Here is an 18,365-nt window from a genome sequence, read left to right as displayed (position 1 = left end):
AGATAAAAATAATAAAAAAATAACGGGAGAACTCAATCAGACTTCTTCCGCTTCAAACATTTCTTTTCCTTCGCCGCAAATCGGGCAGCACCAGTCATCCGGCAAGTCTTCGAAAGGAGTGTCGCCGTCATACACATATCCGCAAACCGTACAAACATATTGAGTTGCCATATTTTTCACCTTTTTTGATTTCCGAATTAAATCATTAATTTCAAGCCGTCGATTATTAGTTTAAATTTCTTTTAAGACAAAATTTTCTTTTCCTTCGCCGCAAGTCGGGCAAATCCAATCTTTTGGCAGTTCCTCAAATGGAACATCTCCATCGTAAATATGTCCGCAAACACTGCAAACGTAGGCTGTTCTTTTTTCTTTTGGTTTGACTTCATCAACAGGTTTTTCGTTTTCATTCGCCGGTCTGGTCGGATCCGGTACATCCGGCTTGAGGTGCGTTGGTGCATTTTTGGGAGCGTTTCCTTTGATGACGTGGTGGTAATAAGCGTAAGTCATTGGCGTTTCGAGGTCCAAAACACCCGAATCCAAAACCTTTGAAATAAAAACGGTGTGAGTCGGAAGATCAACGGTTTCCAGAACTTCGCATTCCAGCCATCCGCAAGTCTTTTCCGTGATATACGGTAAGTTTGACGGTAAAATTTTGTACGTCACGTTTTCGAATTTATCGGCCTTTCGTCCGGTTCTGAATCCGAATGTGTTGATGACAGCAACCGGTGTATTTTCGGAGATCACGGACGCTGTAAATACGCGTTCTTTCATGATTAAGTCGTGCGTGTAATTGTCTTTACTGACGCTGACACCGATCAATGGCGGTTCTGATGTTAATTGAAACACGGTGTTGACGATACATCCTGAATATTTGTCGCCGTTTCTGGTTGCTAAAACATACATCCCGTAGGATAATGTTCGAAATACTGATTTGTCCATAACCTCCCCTCTCAAAATAATCCGAATAGTTGATTTTTGTTTTTAAAGTCGTTCTTCTTTTGCTTTTATTTGGTTCTTGTTTTTGCTTGTTTTTGGTTTTTATTTTTGTTATTATTTTTTGTTATTAGTTTTTGTTTTCATTTTTATTTGTTATTTGGTTTTTGATTAAATTCTGTTTTATTAATAACAAAATAATAAATAAACATAATCCATTTCATCTTATTAATAATTATTCCTATTAATTATACCCTTATCATTGATATTTTTATATAATTACATTGTTGTTATTCGATGATTAAAATGCCATACTTTCCCTCTCCAATTCCCAATCAAATTTTCAACCAAATCTCCAAGGCTTATTTTGCTTCCGGCTGCTTTTGGGGAACAGAATATCATTTTCAAAGAAAACCCGGCGTCATCTCCACAACGGTCGGCTATATGGGTGGTTCTGTTCCGTCCCCTTCTTATCCGCTGGTCTGTACAGGGACAACCGGACACGTCGAGGCGGTTGAAGTTGTTTATGATGAAAATATTGTTTCTTACGAGGAATTGGTCCGCTTGTTTTTTGAAACCCATAATTTTACGCAAGAAAATGGACAAGGTCCCGATATCGGCTCTCAATATCTTTCCCGAATTTACTACACCGATGAATTACAGAAACAGATGGCTGAGACGTATGTTCGAATATTGACCGGTCTCGGATACGATGTTGCGACCGAAATTCTGCCGGCGGGACCATTTTGGAAAGCGGAAGATTATCATCAGCATTACTATTCCAAAAAGAACAACACGCCCTATTGCCACGCCTATCGGAAAATATTCTGAGACTGTAACGAACCATTATGGTCGCCGCATCGTTTTCATTTGTTGAATTCCGGACAAACTGATGAGAATTCACACCAGCGGCAGGCATTTCCGACACAAGCAGGGAAATTGTTTTCCCAAGACGCCAGTTCAATAATTTGAATCAGGTTGACGATTTTCTTTTTCAGTTCTTCCAATTCGTCGTCGGACTTTTGAAGCCGAATTTCTTTTTTAAATCTCAAAAAGTGGTAAATGATGTCGAATTCCCGGTCATTGAACTCATATTTTTTTCGGACGCCGATTTGATAAAGCGCAAGCTGTCGGTCATTTTGAAGATCTGAAATGTCGGGGAGATGGTTTGACGTTTTATAATCGTGAATTTCAACATGTCCGTTTTCCTTGTTAACGGCAAGCCGGTCAATAAATCCCATTAATTTGAAGCCTTCGATGGAAATGTCAATCCGTTCTTCCACCGACAGCGTTTCATCTCGGTCAAAAGGCTGATACATGTGATAGTATTCGGATAAAATCAGTTTTCCCTGGTCAAAATAATCCGCAGCGGTCATATTCTCTTTCACCACTTTCACATCGTCCGCCCACTTGTTTTTCCAAATAAAATCATAGTAGGACAACAGTTCGGACAGAGTAATTTTTTCCATCGGCGATTTTTTGCGTTGCTTATACACATATTCCAGTGTATCGTGAACCCGGGAGCCCATAAACATTTCAATGCTTATAAACGCCTCTTCCGGCTTGATTTTGTCAATGTAGCGGAATTTATATGCCAACGGACATTTTTCATAAAGAGCCAGACGCGTGTGAGAATAAACAGTCATGGGTTCACCAACAATTTGAGAAATCAAAGATCAAATGTATAAATCGGTTCAAGGTTAAAAAATTAAAACTCAGGGTGAAAGTAAAGAAAACATATATTTTTATTTATTTTGCGGGACAAATCAACTGTTGTGAAACTTTGAAACATACCAAACATCGAGGTTTATAAATAAGAAGCGTGTCAATGTTTCTTTGGAATATAATTATTAAGTAAGAATGAATTTGAAGTTATCGCAATATTCAAATGAGTTGTTATGAATCATATTTAAACAAGTTCGCTATATTATTATAATCTGAATATTACAACTTCAAACCGTCAAAATTTGAAAACTGAATCTTTTTAAAAATAAATTTGATTATTTAATATTTAATATTTAAAAATTAAACTATTATTCAGTCTGCCCTGAACTGAATAAAAAAGGATGAATCGCATGAACTCTGTTGAAGAAAACCGTGGAATTCAAAAACCGAAACCAAAAGACCCTATCGTTTCAGATACGCCGGACGATGAATCTTTTGAAGAGTTTGATGCCGATAATTTGATTATTATTCCGGTGAATGACGATTCTAAAAAAATCCGGCAAATTCTGTCGAATGAAACATCCATGAAAATTTTGGATGCTTTGAAAAAAGAAAGTATGTCTTCCAGTCAGCTGTCCGACAAATTGGGTCTGTCGCTCACGACCATCAAATACAACGTTGACATTTTGGTTGAAAACGGTCTCGTGAATGTTAAAAAAATCAAGTATAGCGAGAAAGGCCGGCAGGTTAAGATTTATGAAGCGCCTGAAAAAGTGATCGTGTTCGCGCCCGAGAAAATCAGCCGCATTTCGATTGTTTCCATGCTTCAGAAGTATGCGTTCGCATTCGGTTGCGCTGTTTTTGCCGGGTTCGGATTCAGCTATCTTTTCCGACAGCATCAAACCGTTGTTGAAAAAACGGCGATGGACGCAAGACTGATGAGTTCTTCTGAAAATTATTATGATCTTTCCGGGGCGTTTGCGAACAACACAAGCGCCGGGGTGGTCGTTCAGTCTGCAATACCGGACGCGTTTTCAAACGGTACGGTTCCTCCCACATCGGAAGTCATATCCGGCGCCGGTCAACTTGCCGGCAATATGAATATTCCCTATGCGGGAAATGTGGATTTAGCAGCGATTTCCAATGTTTCCAACATGCATCTGCTGTACGGATCCGATGCCGGTTCAGTTGTCGGTTACGTCGATCCCAATTATGTGCTCAATGAAAGTACATATTCTTATGTCAGCGACGCGGCTTACAATGCGACGGTTGCGGCCGGAAGCGGGGTAAGTGCCGCTCCGAGCGGTGTTCACGACAGTTTTGTTTCGATTTCCAATTGGATTTACGATACCATCGGCTACCAAGCTTTTTGGTTCATCTTGGGCGCTCTTTTCGTCTGCGTTGTCATTTGGGTGGTGGAATACGTTTCCGTTTCGAAAAACAAAAACGTAAACAATAAAGTCCAAAATCGGAAATAATTCAATCCATTTTTTGTTTTTTCTTCCTCTTTTCTTTGTTTTTCTGTTTTTTTTCTTTGTTTTTTCTCTCATTTTTTATTTTTTCTTCGTTTTTTCTCTCATTTTTTATTTTTAATCTTCATTTTTATCAGGTATCCATCCTCAAACGCAAAAACTTTTTTATATTTTTAAACTTTCAATTCTATTGTAATCCTGATTCCTTATTTTATTTCTTTTATTTTTGAGTTTTATTTTGCATTTAAATGGCCATTGAATTATTGTTGGGACAAAATGAAAATTGCTTTAAAAATCGGTTATGAAGGCACGGAGTTTTCCGGCTCTCAAATTCAGCCGGAACTGCGAACCGTCGAAGGCGAACTCTTAAAAGCGCTCAAGGAAGCCGGCACAATCGATGATTTTGAATCCGCGGATCTTTCTTCCGCCGGACGGACGGACGCCGGTGTTCATGCTTTTTGCCAAATTATTTCTTTTAAAACAACAAATCCGGGACTCGCCATTCCGCGTGTCATAAATTCCAAACTTCCGCGCGATGTTTGGGCGTGGGCCTACGCGGAAGTTCCCGACGATTTTGACCCCCGCCGGCATGCGGTCCGCCGGAAATACCGCTACATTTTAAGCGGGGATTACGACATTTCCAAAATGCGGGACGCCTCTAAGTTAATTTTGGGCGAACATGATTTTGCCAATTTCGCGAAAAAAGATAAGAAAAATCCCAAGTCGACCGTTCGCCGGGTTGAAAAGTTGGATATCCGGACCGGCAACGGAATCATTCGGATTGATATCGAAGCGAACGCCTATTTGTGGAACATGATTCGGAAAATTGTGACTGCGCTCACTTTGGTCGGCAGCGGCCTTCGTCCGGTGGAATGGGTCGAACAAATGCTTGACCCGGACAATTATGAAGAAGGCATTGAACCGGCGCCGGCGTTCGGATTGATTTTCCTGGACATTTGGTACAACCCCGAACCGGAATGGAAAATGGACAGCTACGCCATCCGGCACGTGAATGAACATTACGTTAAAGAAGCCGACCGCCACAAGGTTATTTCGGCGATGATGGAACAATTTATTATCCACGAAAAAAAACCGGAGTAATCGGCTTCTGATTTTGGTTTTTAATTTTTCAATGTCTGACCTTTGGTCTTTAGAATATTTGTTTTTCTGCCTTTACTTTTTTTCAAGAACCGTCATGGTCCGCGTCAAACTGCGGTGAACACGTTGTTTGTATGTCTTTTGAATCTCAAATCCGGCGTTTTTCGCGAATTTTTCCACTTCGATCTCGGAGACAACAACGGCTTTTCCGTTTTTTTTCAAAATTCGGTACATTTCTAAAAATGATTTCTCATACAACCCTTCCAGAGATTCGGCTTTGATCGCGGCCGACCGTCCGTAGGGCGGGTCGGTCACAATCGCATCGGCGATTTCGTTTTTAAAAGGAAGCCGGCAAGCATCTCCGGCTAAAAGTTCGTAATCCATCCGCCCGCAACTTGCCGGTCCGGATTCATTTTGATTTTTTTCCCGTTCTTCTTTGGAAAGCAATTCGCCCGTAATGGAATATCCGGCCATATTCATGCCGGCGCCTTCGATTATTTTTTCCTGGGCGTCCACGCCAAACACTTTGGCGCCGAGAAGCCCTGCCTCCATCAAAATGCCGGCTGTTCCGCAAAACGGGTCCACAACAATCGTGTTTTCTTTGACGCCGGCCATGTTTACAAGAGCGCGCGCAACCCGCGGCATCAGAACGCCCGGATAAAAAAAAGGTTTTCTTTGAGGCGACCGGTGTTCATAAGAGCCGCGGTCAACGGCGGACACCAAAACCCCGAATACGGCTTTATCGGTGAGTGTCAACCGAAAAACAACATCCGGCCGGCTCAGGTCCGCCCGAAATCCCCGACGAAAAATACGTCCGCCGATTCGGCCTTCAATGTCGACGGATTTAAGAAGTGTGCCGTCGCCCATTCTTTTCGCGCGGACGACAAACGTTTGTCCGGGTTTTAAGTAATTGTCAAGCGGGAAGTTCTCCGCCAAACCTAATACGTCATCTTCCGACACGTCAACGATGTCAATGACCTGAAAAATCGTGTGTGACATCGCCAACACCTTGGAAATATCGTCTTTTAATGTTTGAAAAATGTCATTGTCGGAACGCGTTTCCGAAAATATATCCGCCACCAAACACTGTTTGTATTCGGCAAAAACAGTATAATTCAAATTTCGGGACGTCAGCGTTCCCAAAACTTCCGCAACCGGCAAACTTTGGTGTTCTCCGGAAAGCTCAAACGCGTACAACATGGACAGTAAAATGGAGATTGATTATATAAAGTTCCCCTTGAAAATTCCTTGCTTCTTTCGGAATTTTCAAAAATGGTCTCTTGTTTTTTGAATCAAAAGAGAACATGTTGCCATAATGCGCGCGGTGCCGCTCGCTTCAAAAAACAGAAAATAAAAAATATGAAAAAAGGGTTATAAGAATCTTTTTTTATTGATTTCGGAAACAGCCCGCTCAACATTGTTATTGAGCCGGGAAATGTTGTTTTCAAGATCCGCTTCAACCGTCATGATGCTGACCCGGATGGATTTGTCCCGCGCTTCCATTCTTTCTTCCAATTCTTTAAAGCGGTTGTTTATGGACAAAATCATCAGTGAAAGAATGCCGATGACAATGAGCAGGCATAAGATGATGACCCAGTTGAAGGGATTGTAGACGAATCTTTGGAACCAGGCGTAAGCCATAACGAGCGTGGCAACCTCGATTAAGACAAAGGCAATGATATCTTTTGTTTCCATGGTGTTTTCCTCTTACGGTTTTAATGTGTGAAATCAAAACGAAGAATTCATAAAAATTAAAAATAACTCCGTTCGAATGATGAAGTTAGTTGAATTCAATAACAATATAAGACAACATAAAATAATCAATAAATCCCGCGAAACTATATAAATATTGACTTACATGTTGCTTCATAATTCGATGTTTCGATTCCGATTTTTATCTTTTTATTTGACGTCACAATTTTCAATTTTGATTCATGCATTGAGGTTTTCAGTTGAGCAAAAATTCATCGTCCTTTTTTTCCAAAGTTAAAGACGTTCTCCCGATGATTTTCATGGGATTTTTGATTTTGGCCGTTCAGCTTGGCGCGCTTTGGCTTTCGTCCAATGAATACATCACGGAGCAGCCGGTTTTTGAAAACCCTGAAAGTGTCGGCAACGCCGTTTATTATATCGTGATTTTGCTCGTCTTTTCCGCCATTGTCGTCTACGCCGTCAAGAAAAGCAAAACCGGATTCATTCGAGGCGTTGTCTATCTCTCGATTACGGTGACGTTTTTTTATGTGATCAGTTCCATCATTGCGGAAATAACAACACTCACCGGAATGCTTTCTCTTGCCGCCGCCGCTCTTTCGCTCATCCTTGCCGTCATCCTGTACAAATATCCGGAATGGTATGTGATTGACATCGCCGGGATTGTGATTTCAGTTGGCGCCTGTGCAATCATCGGCGTTTCCCTATCGATTTTGCCGATTTTCGTCCTTCTTTTAGCTCTTTTAATTTATGATTTCATTTCCGTGTACAAAACAAAACACATGTTGACGCTGGCCGGCGGCATGATGGACATGAAGCTTCCGATTCTTTTTGTCGTCCCGAAACATTTGGGTTACTCTTACATCAAGGATGATTTTTCAGACAAAGATATTCAGCCGAAGGAAGATGAAGCCGAAAATGAAAATAAAACTGAAAGCAAAACAGAGAACAAGACCGAAGACAAAAATGAAAACAAAGAAGAACCTGTGGACGAAAAGAAAGAACGTGGCGCCCTCTTTATGGGTCTTGGCGACGCCGTCATTCCAACACTTCTTGTCGTTTCCGCCAATCACTTTATTCCGCATGACGGAATCATTTCAATTCCGGCGCTTTTGACAATGGCCGGCACTTTTGTCGGATTTGCGGCGCTGATGTATGTCGTCTCCAAAGGAAATCCGCAAGCCGGGCTTCCGTTTTTAAACACAGGCGCCATGGCGGGATTTTTGATTGGGGTTTTTGTGTCGGGAATTTCAGTAATGAGTTTCTTGCCGTTTTGAGTTTTAATGAATTGAAAACGAATCTTCATTCTTTTTGATTTACTTTTTTGATTTAATTTTTCAATAACGTATTCAGCGTCTTTAATGGCTTGATTGGTTTGTTTAACAATCGTAAGTCTGAAATTTAACGTTTCTTCATATCGCTTTCGTTTCTCATAAGTTTTAAAAAACTCAAAACATCTCCAATTTTATGCAGCTCTTCATTTAAAATCGAAAAATATAAATCTTGAATTCGGGGGTTTTTCCACTTCAAAAATAAATATATATCTGATTTAATATGTTATATGAGAAATCCCGGCTCAGGAAATGAATATGTCCGACTACACAATCTATAAAGAAGAGAATTTGACAGTTGAAACGAAAAACGAAATCTTTCAGGTCATGACGCAATCTTTTATGAAAAATCCGTTGATTGGTGGCTATTTTTTCCGCCAAAACGAAAAAAAGGTTTACGCTTTTATTAAAACGACCGTTGAATACTATATGCGTCTTGGTGACATCATTGTTTGCAAAAACGAAGACGGAAAAATCGTTGCCGTCTGTGTGCTCGGAATGCCGGACACCGAGCCGCTCTCTTTGGGCAGCGTGATTAAAAACGGCATGCTTTTGGATTTTATCGGCCTGATCTTCAAAGTCGGTCCGTCGGATATGAAAAGAACGCTGAAGGCCGCCCATATCCTTGAAATCAATCACATTCATGAACCGCATTGCTACATTTATATGATCTCGTCCGTGGAAAAAGGAGCGGGACGAGCTTTACTCAACCAAGTTATCGACACATACACGCAAAACAACGTGATTTACTTTGAAAGCACTGTGGCGAAAAACAATCACGAATATTACAAATCGTTTGGCGCAAAACCGGTTGGTGAGACGACCGTTGGCGGGGTCAGTCATATGTTCTTCATCTTTGAGAAAAAAGGAAATGAAAAGAAGTCCGCGAATTTTCTTAAATTTTGTTTTTTATTTTTTTATTTTTTTGCACATTGTGTTGTCGTCCTTCTGATTTCTTATAAAAATCAATACGTTTTAAGCGTCAAAACAAATTCCAACAACAAAAAAACCAAAACGCAGGCGGCATAGATTATTTTTTGAATTTTATCATTTCCTCTTTTGGATGCAAAAAATCCTGCAAATCCCCAAACAATCGAAATAATAAACGTTTTCGGCATCCAAAGAAAACTCAAATTTCCGGCAAAACTCGGGTCAAGACTCGGGTCAAGACTTAACGAATAAATAAAGTCAAAAATTTCCATCGCCGGCAGGAATAGAAATCCGAATATGAATGACTTGATTGCATTTTTTGAAATAAAACCGTAAATTATGGGTTCAACGTAGATGAGAATCCACAAGATGACGATGAAAATTCCGATTCCGAAATAGTCTATGCCGGAAATGAGCAGAAAGAAAATGGCATAAAACAGAAGGAATAGAATGTTGTTTCTTTTTTCAGATTGATTGATCATTTTTTCCATAACATTTCTTCCAGTTCAGCCGCCGGATTTTAAATCCGAACCGACATTGCGATTATAAAATAACATCCTTGATTCCGTTTCTTCTAAAGTCATAAGATCCTCTGAAGAGAGACCGTTTGAAAGTGGTAATCCCATTGTCATGAAAAAAATAAAACTGATGATAATAAGATATTTTATTTTTTTGTGTATCATATTATCACCATCTTTAATACCTATTTAATAATTTTATATTTCTTTAATTTGTTCGTTTGCAGGAAGCCGAATTCGGTCAAAGTCTTTTATTCCGGAATCAACTATTTTTTGATACAAAATGACTTCATCAAATGATTCAGGTTTATTCTGATCAAAGTTTTCCAAATGAATTCGCCCATCCGGATAACCAATTGTACATCGTCCGTCAAGTTGTGTAACGGTAATGAAAAGGTAAACTTCTCCGACTTCAATCAAGGAATCATTTGACTCTAAAAATCCGTAATAACCTTCACCATACTTTTCAAAAGAATCCAAAAGCTCTAAACTTACATTGCTTTCATTCTCTTCTCCGATTATTTCTTTAATGAGATATTCTTCGGTGTAATATCCTCCGAGTTGTTTCAACTCAATTTTGTTTTCAAGTGCTGGTCCTTTTATGAGTTCAATTACTTCGACATCATAAAGGTTGTAAGGGTTAAGGTCTTCATTTTTTTGAGCTTGATAATTTCCTTTATGATTGACGACCCGCCCGACGAAAATATGGTCACAGTAAGCAACGCTAAATTCTTTGGAAGTTTTTCCATACTTTTCAATATCGGATTCGTAAGCCTTTTCCATTTCAAATGTTCCGGCTCTTATTCTTTTATAATCGTCTTCATTGACATCTTGATGATAAATTTCAGACATTGCTTTTTTAAACATTTGAAAATCATATTCTTCCTGTTCATCCGGCGTCATCTTGTTGTAATCTTCGATGGATGATACGTATCCAATGGCAATCACCGACAAACTCAAAATGGCGATTGCAGACATAATTAGGATTAGATATGTTTTATTTTTTAAAATCACGTTTATCATCCCCAAATACATCGATAAACTTCTTTATCTTTTGTTCCTAATGACGTTTGAGATAATCTGCCCTGTCTCATGATATTGTTATCAATGTTAATGTCTTTGATACCCAATGCATGTCCGAGTTCATGCGTCAGTGTTTTCGTTCGTTCATTTGATGAATATCCATATAAAATGGCGGTATTAATTTTGATGTGTTTTGTACCATTTTCAGACCCATTGCTATAACCAGCCGAAGGCCAGTCTCCTGTGTATCCGTATGGCCTGGGTGAATCTACATCCAATATTTTAAGATCTTTTTGACTGAGTAAATGGTCGGCTTTAATGGTAACCGAACCCATGCCGTTCCATGTTGAAACCGCGGCAGACCATTCATTTGAATATGTTGTAGACCCATACCAATGAATTTTTTTCAATTTAACGGCATGTTCGTTTGAACCCATGTGATAACTACATGCTGAAGCTACAGGGCTCAATAAAACAAGAACAAGAATACATAAAATTATTATTTTATATTTCACATTAAATCTCCTGATCATATTTCATTTCGCATTTATTTTAAATACTTTAAAAATCAAAGAGAGGAGCGAATTCTAATCGTCAACGACTTGAATTCGCTCACATCTAAGCACCGAATCTTAACGGTATCAGCGTCAAGATTCGGTGGTGAGCTTTCCTTTTTTCAATCGAAATTTTCACAAATTGAATTTATATTATTATGTATAAAATAATTGCGGTCTGTCTAAATAATTTCTATTTACTTGTAAAAATAAAAATCTTCCGGACTTGAAATGAAAAAATTTCAGAATAGACAGACATCTAAAAAAAGTTGTTTTGAACTCAAATTCAAAAAAGAAAAAATATTTCTAAAAAGAGTAGCCTACGTCTCTTTTAATGTGAAAAACTTAAAATTTTTTCTTCAACCGTTCATAAAAGACCGCATCATCTCCTGAAGATGATAAAAACAGTTTTTCGACAATCAATTCCGGCGTGCTTTTCGCGATATGATTTTTCACCGGGCTTCGGTTCACGATTAAGTTCAAATTTTCATCCAGACCTTCGGCCTCAATTCCGTCAACCTGAACCGGAACGCTGCAATTTTTCAGAATCGGCTCCGCCAGATGGGATACAAAAAGCGTTAACGCATTTGCATCTTCACAAAACGCTTCCAAAAGGCCGGCAATGATTTTAGCGGAAGCGCCGGGCTCCGTAATCGCTTCAAGTTCGTCGGCAAAAATGGCTTTTCGAGTTTCCTGCCCATTCTTTTTTTCTTTTGATTTTCTCAAAACACCCGAAAAGTTGCGCAGCGTCGTTTCAAACGCGCCGGCGTCGAGCGTCCCTTTGGATTTTCCGAAATAATAAAATTCGTCCAAAGCAGACAGTTCAAACGATTCGGCCGGTACCGGAAATCCCATGTGCGCCAAAATCAAGCATTGACCCAAAAGCTCTAAAAGCGACGTTTTTCCGCCGGAATTAACACCGCTTAAAATGGTCACCGATTCCGCCGAATAGGAGACGGGAACCACATCGGATAAGCCGTATTTTTGAGACAAAAATAAATTCTTCCCGGATGCCATCGAAAAAAACGAGGCGTTTGATTTTGTTTCTATTTTCGGAAAAGTCATTCGGTACGCTGCGGCAAATCCGGCGGCGGAATACCAAACATCAAATTCAAGAGCCGCTAAAACCAAAGACTCGCAAACTTCCTTTTTTCCGGAAAGCTCTTTTGACAATTTCTTTTTATAAGCGGCGGCACGTTCGGCAATCTGAGCCGAAATATGTTTCTTAAATCGCGAAGCTGCATCCGAATTAACGGAAACCGGACAACGGATTTCATCTCCAAAGACATCGCCGATGAGAAATTCCTCTTCTTTTTTAAGCGACAGGACGGAGGTGATTTCAGATAAGGCGGATGCCGCATATTCCCGATAGTTTTTGGAAATTTTTTCGCTGACAATCTCTCTTAAATCAACGCCGGACATGACTTTCATCATTTGGGCGCCGTCCAACGTGAGCGTACTCGCCGACAGCGACTCTTCCATTTTTTTGGATAACACACCGGCCGCTTTTAGAAAGGTTTCATCGGCGTTTTTGATGATGAAATTCAGCCGGTCCGTTTCAGCATCTGTCCCCGGTGCAAAGTTTCCGGAGGAATCCATTTTTGAGATCTGATTAAGAAGGAGGGCACTTTCAGCCGAAAAACCATTGAAAATATTTGAATTGGTTGCTAAAATTTCGGCCAATTTTAAACATGAAATCAACGTCTTTTGATTTTGAACGAAAAAGTCCAAAGAAATTTCAGGCGCCAATTGTTCCAAGGTTGTATTTTCAAAATCCCGGAAATAATCGTAACCGTCAGGCATATCAAATTCAGGGAATTCAAATAAAATAACGGAAGTGTACGCGGAAAAATAATCGGCGCATTCCTGCGGGTTTGAAACCCAATAGACGTTGATATTTTTTCCGAATTTTTCCTTGGCGGAAAGATATGTTTTTTCCGAAAACGCCAAAATTGCCTTGTCTTTAATTTTGACAGCGGCCGTTGTCTTAAGCGGCATTATTTGAGATAAAAATCCGTCAATCAAATCAATGTCATCACCGGAAAGCGCGTCAATCAACATCATATGCGTTTTAATCTTATCGGAAACGGCGTCCGACAAATCCAACCTGCACTTGGGATACGGAATCAGCCGGTCCATATAATCGGACGCAAAAGATGTATGGCAATATTTTTTAAGCATTTTTAAAATGCCCAAATATAAGGATTCGGCTTCCTTCGTTTTTAAAAAATCGCCGGCAGAAACCCCGGATTGTTCCTTTGAGGCGTTTAAAATCAAAGACAGCGCTGCTTTTTTAGTGAGTCCTTCCACCCGGCAAAGTTCTTGGATATTTCCATCCAAAAGAGAAGAGACCGCCTTTTCTTCACTGCCGAAATGCGCAATCAAACGCTTTTCAAGAATGAGTCCGATGCCGGAAATATCCCGAAGCCGAATTTCAAAATCCGTTCCGCGATCTTCCGGGGCACCGGCCGGACCGGTCTCCAATCGGTTTTCCGATACAGACTTTTTGGCCGACACCGTCTGATTTGACGGCGATATTTTCCGTACAAGTCCGGTCCCTTGCGGTTGAGCGTTTGTTTGAGAAACAAAGGTCATTTGTTTCGATTCCGTGATCATAGACGGTAAAACGAAAAAAACGAATATAAATGTCTTATAAGCGGGGTGAAAGTAATGAACTATTTTGAAATGTAAGTTATAACAAACGAATCCGTGTAAAATCAACAAATAAATCCTGTTTATCCGATACAAGATAAACGCCGTCGTAATCAAATCAAGTACACTTCATATTAAATCAAATTTAATTGATTTCAAATTTTCATTTAATTTTATTTATAATTTTTTCAAAATTGATTGTAGAAAAATACACACCTGTTGACAGAATAATAAAATATAATTGATTTAAAATCAAGTTTATTTTTTGAATATATTTATAATCTAAAAACACATTTTCTCTTTATCACGTTGTCAATGGATGATTTTAAATTCAATACTCTTGAGGGACGATAAATCATCCGACACCATGCAAAAACATACTTTGCAACTATCTATACATTATTACAAATCAAAAAGGAGTTTTGATAAATGTCAATTGTTACAGATGCCAAAGCCGGTAAAATTACGGAGGAAATGAAAATCGTCGCTGCCAGAGAGGAGCTTGACCCTGAATTCATCCGCCGCGGAATTGCTGCCGGAAGAATCGTTATTCCGCTCAGCCCGTACCGCAAAGTGAAATACGCCGGAATCGGACAGGGATGCCGGACCAAAATCAACGCGTCCATCGGTGCTTCTTCCGACATCGTTGACATGGAAATGGAAGTTGCCAAAGCCAGAGCTGCCGAAAAAGCAGGTGCGGACACATTAATGGAACTCGGAACCGGCGGAGACTTCCTCGGCATGAGAAAAGCGGTTTGTGACGCCATCTCCTTACCGGTCGGATCCGTTCCGCTCTACCAAGCCTTTATTCAAGCTGCCGAAAAATACGGATCAATCGTCCACATGACGGAAGACGAACTCTTCAAAGCCACGGAAGACCAGGCCAAACTCGGAACCTGTTTCATGGCGATCCACACCGGTATTAACCAAGTGACCCTTGACCGCTTGAAAAAACACGGACGCTACGGCGGACTTTGTTCCCGCGGCGGCGCTTTTATGAGCACCTGGATGCTTCACAATGAAAAAGAAAACCCGCTTTACAGCCAATTTGATTATCTTTGTGAAATCTTAAGCGAACACGAAGTTACCCTTTCCACAGGAAACGGAATGCGCGCCGGTGCCGTTCACGACGCGACCGACCGCGCTCAGGTTCAGGAACTTATCATCAACTCCGAATGCGCCGAAATCGCGCACGACAAATACGATCTTCAAGTCATTGTCGAAGGACCGGGACACGTGCCGCTTGATCAAATCAAAACCAACGTCCAATTGATGAAAGTCATGAGCAACTACAAGCCGTTTTACATGCTCGGCCCCTTGGTGACTGACATTGCTCCCGGATACGACCACATCACCACCGCCATCGGTGCCGCCGTTTCCGCATCTTACGGCTGCGACTTCCTCTGCTACGTGACGCCGGCTGAACACCTCGCCCTTCCGAACTTGGAAGACGTCGTGACCGGTGTGAAAACCTCCAAGATTGCCGCCCACATCGGCGACATGATCCGCCTCGGAAAAAGAGACGAAGACTTGGCCATGGCCCGTGCCAGAAGAGACCTCGACTGGGAGAAAATGTACAGCATTGCCATTGACGGAGAACACGCAAGAGCGGTCCGCAACAGCCGGGCTCCGGGCGACGAAGACGCATGTACCATGTGCGGTGACTTCTGCGCCTTAAAGATTGTGAATCAACACTACGACCTTGCCAAATAAACTTAAAACAGACAGGCCGGATCCGGGTTTGATTCATCAGAATAATTTATCCGACAAAACCCGGATTTTTTAAAACGGATTAAAAATATCCCCAAAAACGAAAATCTCCAAAAACCTTAAACCATTAAAAACAAGAAAATGCATTCGGAAAACGTTCCGAATGCAAATTCAAACAGACCCTGTTTTTCATTTATTTTTGAATAATTTTAAAAACACTCTTCTTTTCTATTTTCTTTCTTTATTCTTTTTCATTCACAGGAAAATCAGAATTGATCGTACTCTTGCTCGTTTTGTTTCCGGTGAGCTTTCATCGCCTTTAAGGTTTTCCGGTGAAGCATTGTGTTGATATCGGAGACAAAACCCGCCAAAAGAACCATCACGGCCATCAAAAAGAACAAGCCGGCACTGAAAAGAAACAGTTGATTTTCGGAATAATAAGCGTAACCGGCAGAAACCGCGGCCAGAAGGAGCAAAGGAACAGACCAAATGCCGAAGAAGAAAATCGGATTGTAGAACCGGGAATATTTGTAAACGGCGGTACTGATCCGGTAGCCGTCCTTAATCGGATGCAACTTTGACGCGACTTCTTTGGCTCTCGGATAGTAGGTCACCGGAACTTCGATGAGGCGTTGTTCTTTCATCAAACATTCGACTGTAAGCTCCGTTTCAATCACAAAATTGTGTTTCTTTAAATCCAGTTCCTGAATGGATTCGCGGGTAAACGCCCGGTAACCGGTTAAAATATCATAAAGATTTGAACAAAAAGCAATCCGGAAAATCCAGTTCATCATCTTATTTCCAAATAAATTCACGGGCGTGAACGCTTTTTCCGTTCGTCCGGCAATCCGGTCGCCAGCGACATGGTCGGCCTTCCCTTCCAAAACCGGATTGAGGAGGCGGTAAATTTCGGATGCGAGTTCCGTTCCGTCGCCGTCAATCATCACAATATATTTCGAGTGGATCATGGAAAACGCTTGGATCATCGCTTGTCCTTTTCCTTTTCCGCTCTGAATGACGACACGGGCGCCCGCTTCTTCGGCAACCTCGCGTGTTTTGTCTTTACTGTTCCCATCCACAACTAAAATGTTGTAAAATCCTTCCTTTTTAAAATCTTCAATAACGCCTTTGATGGCGTATTCTTCATTTAAAACCGGGATAAAAATGCAAACATCGTTTTTATCAAAAATTAAATTATTTTTTTCATCATTGTTTTCAGACGACATAAAAATCACTTAAAATTGGAATGGTAAGAATATAAAAAATATAAAAAATATAAATGAAACAAATTTACAATTAAAATCATTCATTTTTGATAACAAACAACGGGCGGACAGAAATATGACTTTTTAAAGGCCGCAATCGTCCGAATCAAAAAACCGAAAAACGGAGTTTGATTTCTCAAACCCCAATCGGCAACATTACAAAAGGCCCATGTTGTCGAGTTGTTCGCGGACCACTTCAACGCCGCGCTCGCAATCTTGGGGAGACTTTCCGCCGGTCACGACAAGTTTTCCGGAACTGAAAATCAAAACGACGACTTTCGGGTCATTGATTCTGTAAACGAGTCCCGGAAACTGTTCCGGTTCGTATTCAATGTTTTCAAGACCGAGTCCGATTGCGATTGCATTTAAGTTTAAAACAGTTTTTAAGTCAGCGGACGCGACGATATTTTGAACGGAAATTTCCGGCTTTGGAAGGGTGGCAATGCCGATTCCGTTTAATTTTTTGGCCATATTTCCGATAACGGTGTGGACATCTTCCACATTTTTGGCGCCGGTGCAGACGACTTTTCCGGACGTAAAGACCAAAAAGGCCGCTTTCGGGTCGGAAACGCGGTAAACAAGTCCCGGGAATTTTTGTTTATTGTACTCTGCCGTTTGGAATTTCTCAACGATTAAGTTCAAATCAAATTCATTGGCAAGCTTCGTCGACGCGACGACATTTTCAATTTTAATATTGGATTCGCTCATAAGGGTACGACCATGATAATTGTAATAAGTAGAATAACAGGTTAAAGTTGATACGTTATGATCCAAAAAATAAAAAGACACACAATTTTGTGAATTGATATTTTATGTAGATTAAGTGTAAATGTTCCACCACATATATAAAGGTGTATATAAATTTTATATACTCTCTTCTCATTTCCTAAACATTTTGGAAATGCGGAACATATAAACAACCTTAAAACAAAACCTTAGACCTGAACCCTTTTAAAGGAGAAACGAGTTCTGTCATTCATGGAAATTGATGATTCGTTTTCCTCTCCGGAAGAAATCATGGACATTCTTTCAAAAGAGGGCTTGACGTTTAAAATCGGATTCGACGACGAAGATTTTGATGATGATGATTTAACAGATTCCGATTTTGAAACGAATTCCGAAAACCAATCCGAGTGTTTCACCTCAAACAGCCTTTCAAATGCTCTTTTTTCGGTGGAAATGAGTCCGGAAGAACTCAACCGGCTTGAATTGATATTGGAAGACGCCGAAGACGACAGCGAAGAGTTTGACGAACGTGAATGTGCGGCCGGCGAAGAACAAGAGCATGAGCAATCTTTTATTCAAAAAAGCGAAAGTGACGCCGACAAATTTAGAAAAGAGTTTAAAGACGCCGACATTATCTATTTTGACTTGTTCAAATCCAAAAGATACGTTAAGACGCTTATTTTTCAAAGAGAAAACGATCGCGGCAGAAACACTTATTGTCTGGTCGGCGACTGTGAGGCACCGATGTGTTTTGGAAAATAAAATGAGAAAATTAAGA

The 18,365-nt window shown here is 40.5% G+C and carries 18 protein-coding genes; 7 read left to right on the top strand and 11 right to left on the bottom strand.

What is annotated here, in order from left to right:
* Window positions 1–36: 36 nt before the first annotated feature.
* Together MsAc7_RS04610 and MsAc7_RS04605 are read right to left on the bottom strand one after the other, a co-directional pair.
* A complete protein-coding gene (locus MsAc7_RS04610; protein WP_338103415.1) occupies window positions 37–171 on the bottom strand; it encodes a rubredoxin in 135 nt (44 codons plus the stop codon).
* Between the two features lie 60 nt (window positions 172–231).
* Complete coding sequence (locus MsAc7_RS04605) at window positions 232–939, bottom strand: flavin reductase (RefSeq protein WP_338103414.1); 708 nt, start codon at window positions 937–939, stop codon at window positions 232–234.
* Window positions 940–1,239: 300 nt separating this feature from the next.
* On the opposite strand from MsAc7_RS04605, the gene msrA reads away from it, so the two are divergent.
* Window positions 1,240–1,764, top strand: a complete 525-nt coding sequence (msrA, locus tag MsAc7_RS04600) for a peptide-methionine (S)-S-oxide reductase MsrA (RefSeq protein ID WP_338103413.1) — start codon at window positions 1,240–1,242, stop codon at window positions 1,762–1,764.
* A gap of 35 nt (window positions 1,765–1,799) precedes the next feature.
* Here the strand turns inward: msrA and MsAc7_RS04595 are convergent, their stop codons facing one another.
* On the bottom strand, window positions 1,800–2,579 hold the full coding sequence (locus MsAc7_RS04595; RefSeq protein ID WP_338103412.1) for a RecB family exonuclease: 780 nt from the start codon (window positions 2,577–2,579) through the stop codon (window positions 1,800–1,802).
* Between the two features lie 429 nt (window positions 2,580–3,008).
* Here MsAc7_RS04595 and MsAc7_RS04590 point away from each other — a divergent pair, with 429 nt between their 5' ends.
* Entirely contained in the window at window positions 3,009–4,076 is a 1,068-nt protein-coding gene (locus tag MsAc7_RS04590) for an ArsR/SmtB family transcription factor (protein WP_338103411.1), read from the top strand.
* 270 nt (window positions 4,077–4,346) lie between these two features.
* Complete coding sequence (gene truA, locus MsAc7_RS04585) at window positions 4,347–5,171, top strand: tRNA pseudouridine(38-40) synthase TruA (protein WP_338103410.1); 825 nt, start codon at window positions 4,347–4,349, stop codon at window positions 5,169–5,171.
* A gap of 72 nt (window positions 5,172–5,243) precedes the next feature.
* Here the strand turns inward: truA and MsAc7_RS04580 are convergent, their stop codons facing one another.
* A complete protein-coding gene (locus MsAc7_RS04580; RefSeq protein ID WP_338103409.1) occupies window positions 5,244–6,368 on the bottom strand; it encodes a THUMP domain-containing protein in 1,125 nt (374 codons plus the stop codon).
* Between the two features lie 171 nt (window positions 6,369–6,539).
* Window positions 6,540–6,863: a hypothetical protein gene (locus tag MsAc7_RS04575; RefSeq protein WP_338103408.1), complete on the bottom strand. Its 324-nt coding sequence runs from the start codon at window positions 6,861–6,863 to the stop codon at window positions 6,540–6,542.
* A gap of 257 nt (window positions 6,864–7,120) precedes the next feature.
* Here MsAc7_RS04575 and MsAc7_RS04570 point away from each other — a divergent pair, with 257 nt between their 5' ends.
* Together MsAc7_RS04570 and MsAc7_RS04565 are read left to right on the top strand one after the other, a co-directional pair.
* A complete protein-coding gene (locus MsAc7_RS04570; RefSeq protein WP_338103407.1) occupies window positions 7,121–8,155 on the top strand; it encodes a presenilin family intramembrane aspartyl protease PSH in 1,035 nt (344 codons plus the stop codon).
* Between the two features lie 312 nt (window positions 8,156–8,467).
* Complete coding sequence (locus MsAc7_RS04565; RefSeq protein ID WP_338103406.1) at window positions 8,468–9,238, top strand: N-acetyltransferase; 771 nt, start codon at window positions 8,468–8,470, stop codon at window positions 9,236–9,238.
* Here the strand turns inward: MsAc7_RS04565 and MsAc7_RS04560 are convergent.
* The 4 genes from MsAc7_RS04560 to MsAc7_RS04545 all read right to left on the bottom strand — a co-directional run bounded on the left by MsAc7_RS04560 (window position 9,175) and on the right by MsAc7_RS04545 (window position 13,829).
* Window positions 9,175–9,630, bottom strand: coding sequence for a hypothetical protein (locus MsAc7_RS04560; protein WP_338103405.1), 456 nt, complete (start codon window positions 9,628–9,630; stop codon window positions 9,175–9,177). The two genes, MsAc7_RS04565 and MsAc7_RS04560, sit on opposite strands and share 64 nt — an antisense overlap.
* Window positions 9,631–9,855: 225 nt before the next feature.
* On the bottom strand, window positions 9,856–10,635 hold the full coding sequence (locus MsAc7_RS04555) for a hypothetical protein (protein ID WP_338103404.1): 780 nt from the start codon (window positions 10,633–10,635) through the stop codon (window positions 9,856–9,858).
* A gap of 41 nt (window positions 10,636–10,676) precedes the next feature.
* Complete coding sequence (locus MsAc7_RS04550; protein ID WP_338103403.1) at window positions 10,677–11,195, bottom strand: zinc metalloprotease; 519 nt, start codon at window positions 11,193–11,195, stop codon at window positions 10,677–10,679.
* 384 nt (window positions 11,196–11,579) lie between these two features.
* A complete protein-coding gene (locus tag MsAc7_RS04545; RefSeq protein WP_338103402.1) occupies window positions 11,580–13,829 on the bottom strand; it encodes a P-loop NTPase family protein in 2,250 nt (749 codons plus the stop codon).
* A gap of 486 nt (window positions 13,830–14,315) precedes the next feature.
* Between MsAc7_RS04545 and thiC the strand changes: the two genes are divergently transcribed.
* The gene (thiC, locus tag MsAc7_RS04540) at window positions 14,316–15,599 is read left to right on the top strand and encodes a phosphomethylpyrimidine synthase ThiC (protein WP_338103401.1); all 1,284 of its coding nucleotides are present in this window, start codon (window positions 14,316–14,318) and stop codon (window positions 15,597–15,599) included.
* A gap of 263 nt (window positions 15,600–15,862) precedes the next feature.
* Here thiC and aglJ read toward each other — a convergent pair whose 3' ends face one another.
* Together aglJ and MsAc7_RS04530 are read right to left on the bottom strand one after the other, a co-directional pair.
* Window positions 15,863–16,822, bottom strand: a complete 960-nt coding sequence (aglJ, locus tag MsAc7_RS04535) for an S-layer glycoprotein N-glycosyltransferase AglJ (protein WP_338103400.1) — start codon at window positions 16,820–16,822, stop codon at window positions 15,863–15,865.
* 195 nt (window positions 16,823–17,017) lie between these two features.
* Entirely contained in the window at window positions 17,018–17,569 is a 552-nt protein-coding gene (locus MsAc7_RS04530) for a TATA-box-binding protein (protein ID WP_338103399.1), read from the bottom strand.
* A 270-nt stretch (window positions 17,570–17,839) separates the two neighbouring features.
* On the opposite strand from MsAc7_RS04530, the gene MsAc7_RS04525 reads away from it, so the two are divergent.
* Window positions 17,840–18,349 (top strand): hypothetical protein, encoded by a 510-nt coding sequence (locus MsAc7_RS04525; protein WP_338103398.1) that lies wholly within the window; start codon window positions 17,840–17,842, stop codon window positions 18,347–18,349.
* The last annotated feature ends 16 nt before the right edge of the window (window positions 18,350–18,365 follow it).

Source organism: Methanolapillus millepedarum (genome assembly GCF_032594115.1).
Lineage (GTDB): Archaea > Halobacteriota > Methanosarcinia > Methanosarcinales > Methanosarcinaceae > Methanolapillus > Methanolapillus millepedarum.
Note: the sequence above shows the minus strand (reverse complement) of the source record. Positions and strands in the feature narration are given on the sequence as shown.

Coding starts and splice junctions, on each gene's coding strand:
- MsAc7_RS04610 (WP_338103415.1), bottom strand. CDS start 171: ATGGCAACTCAATATGTTTGTACGGTTTGCGGATATGTGTATGACGGC.
- MsAc7_RS04605 (WP_338103414.1), bottom strand. CDS start 939: ATGGACAAATCAGTATTTCGAACATTATCCTACGGGATGTATGTTTTA.
- msrA (WP_338103413.1), top strand. CDS start 1,240: ATGCCATACTTTCCCTCTCCAATTCCCAATCAAATTTTCAACCAAATC.
- MsAc7_RS04595 (WP_338103412.1), bottom strand. CDS start 2,579: ATGACTGTTTATTCTCACACGCGTCTGGCTCTTTATGAAAAATGTCCG.
- MsAc7_RS04590 (WP_338103411.1), top strand. CDS start 3,009: ATGAACTCTGTTGAAGAAAACCGTGGAATTCAAAAACCGAAACCAAAA.
- truA (WP_338103410.1), top strand. CDS start 4,347: ATGAAAATTGCTTTAAAAATCGGTTATGAAGGCACGGAGTTTTCCGGC.
- MsAc7_RS04580 (WP_338103409.1), bottom strand. CDS start 6,368: ATGTTGTACGCGTTTGAGCTTTCCGGAGAACACCAAAGTTTGCCGGTT.
- MsAc7_RS04575 (WP_338103408.1), bottom strand. CDS start 6,863: ATGGAAACAAAAGATATCATTGCCTTTGTCTTAATCGAGGTTGCCACG.
- MsAc7_RS04565 (WP_338103406.1), top strand. CDS start 8,468: ATGTCCGACTACACAATCTATAAAGAAGAGAATTTGACAGTTGAAACG.
- MsAc7_RS04560 (WP_338103405.1), bottom strand. CDS start 9,630: ATGGAAAAAATGATCAATCAATCTGAAAAAAGAAACAACATTCTATTC.
- MsAc7_RS04555 (WP_338103404.1), bottom strand. CDS start 10,635: ATGTCTGCAATCGCCATTTTGAGTTTGTCGGTGATTGCCATTGGATAC.
- MsAc7_RS04545 (WP_338103402.1), bottom strand. CDS start 13,829: ATGACCTTTGTTTCTCAAACAAACGCTCAACCGCAAGGGACCGGACTT.
- thiC (WP_338103401.1), top strand. CDS start 14,316: ATGTCAATTGTTACAGATGCCAAAGCCGGTAAAATTACGGAGGAAATG.
- aglJ (WP_338103400.1), bottom strand. CDS start 16,822: ATGTCGTCTGAAAACAATGATGAAAAAAATAATTTAATTTTTGATAAA.
- MsAc7_RS04530 (WP_338103399.1), bottom strand. CDS start 17,569: ATGAGCGAATCCAATATTAAAATTGAAAATGTCGTCGCGTCGACGAAG.
- MsAc7_RS04525 (WP_338103398.1), top strand. CDS start 17,840: ATGGAAATTGATGATTCGTTTTCCTCTCCGGAAGAAATCATGGACATT.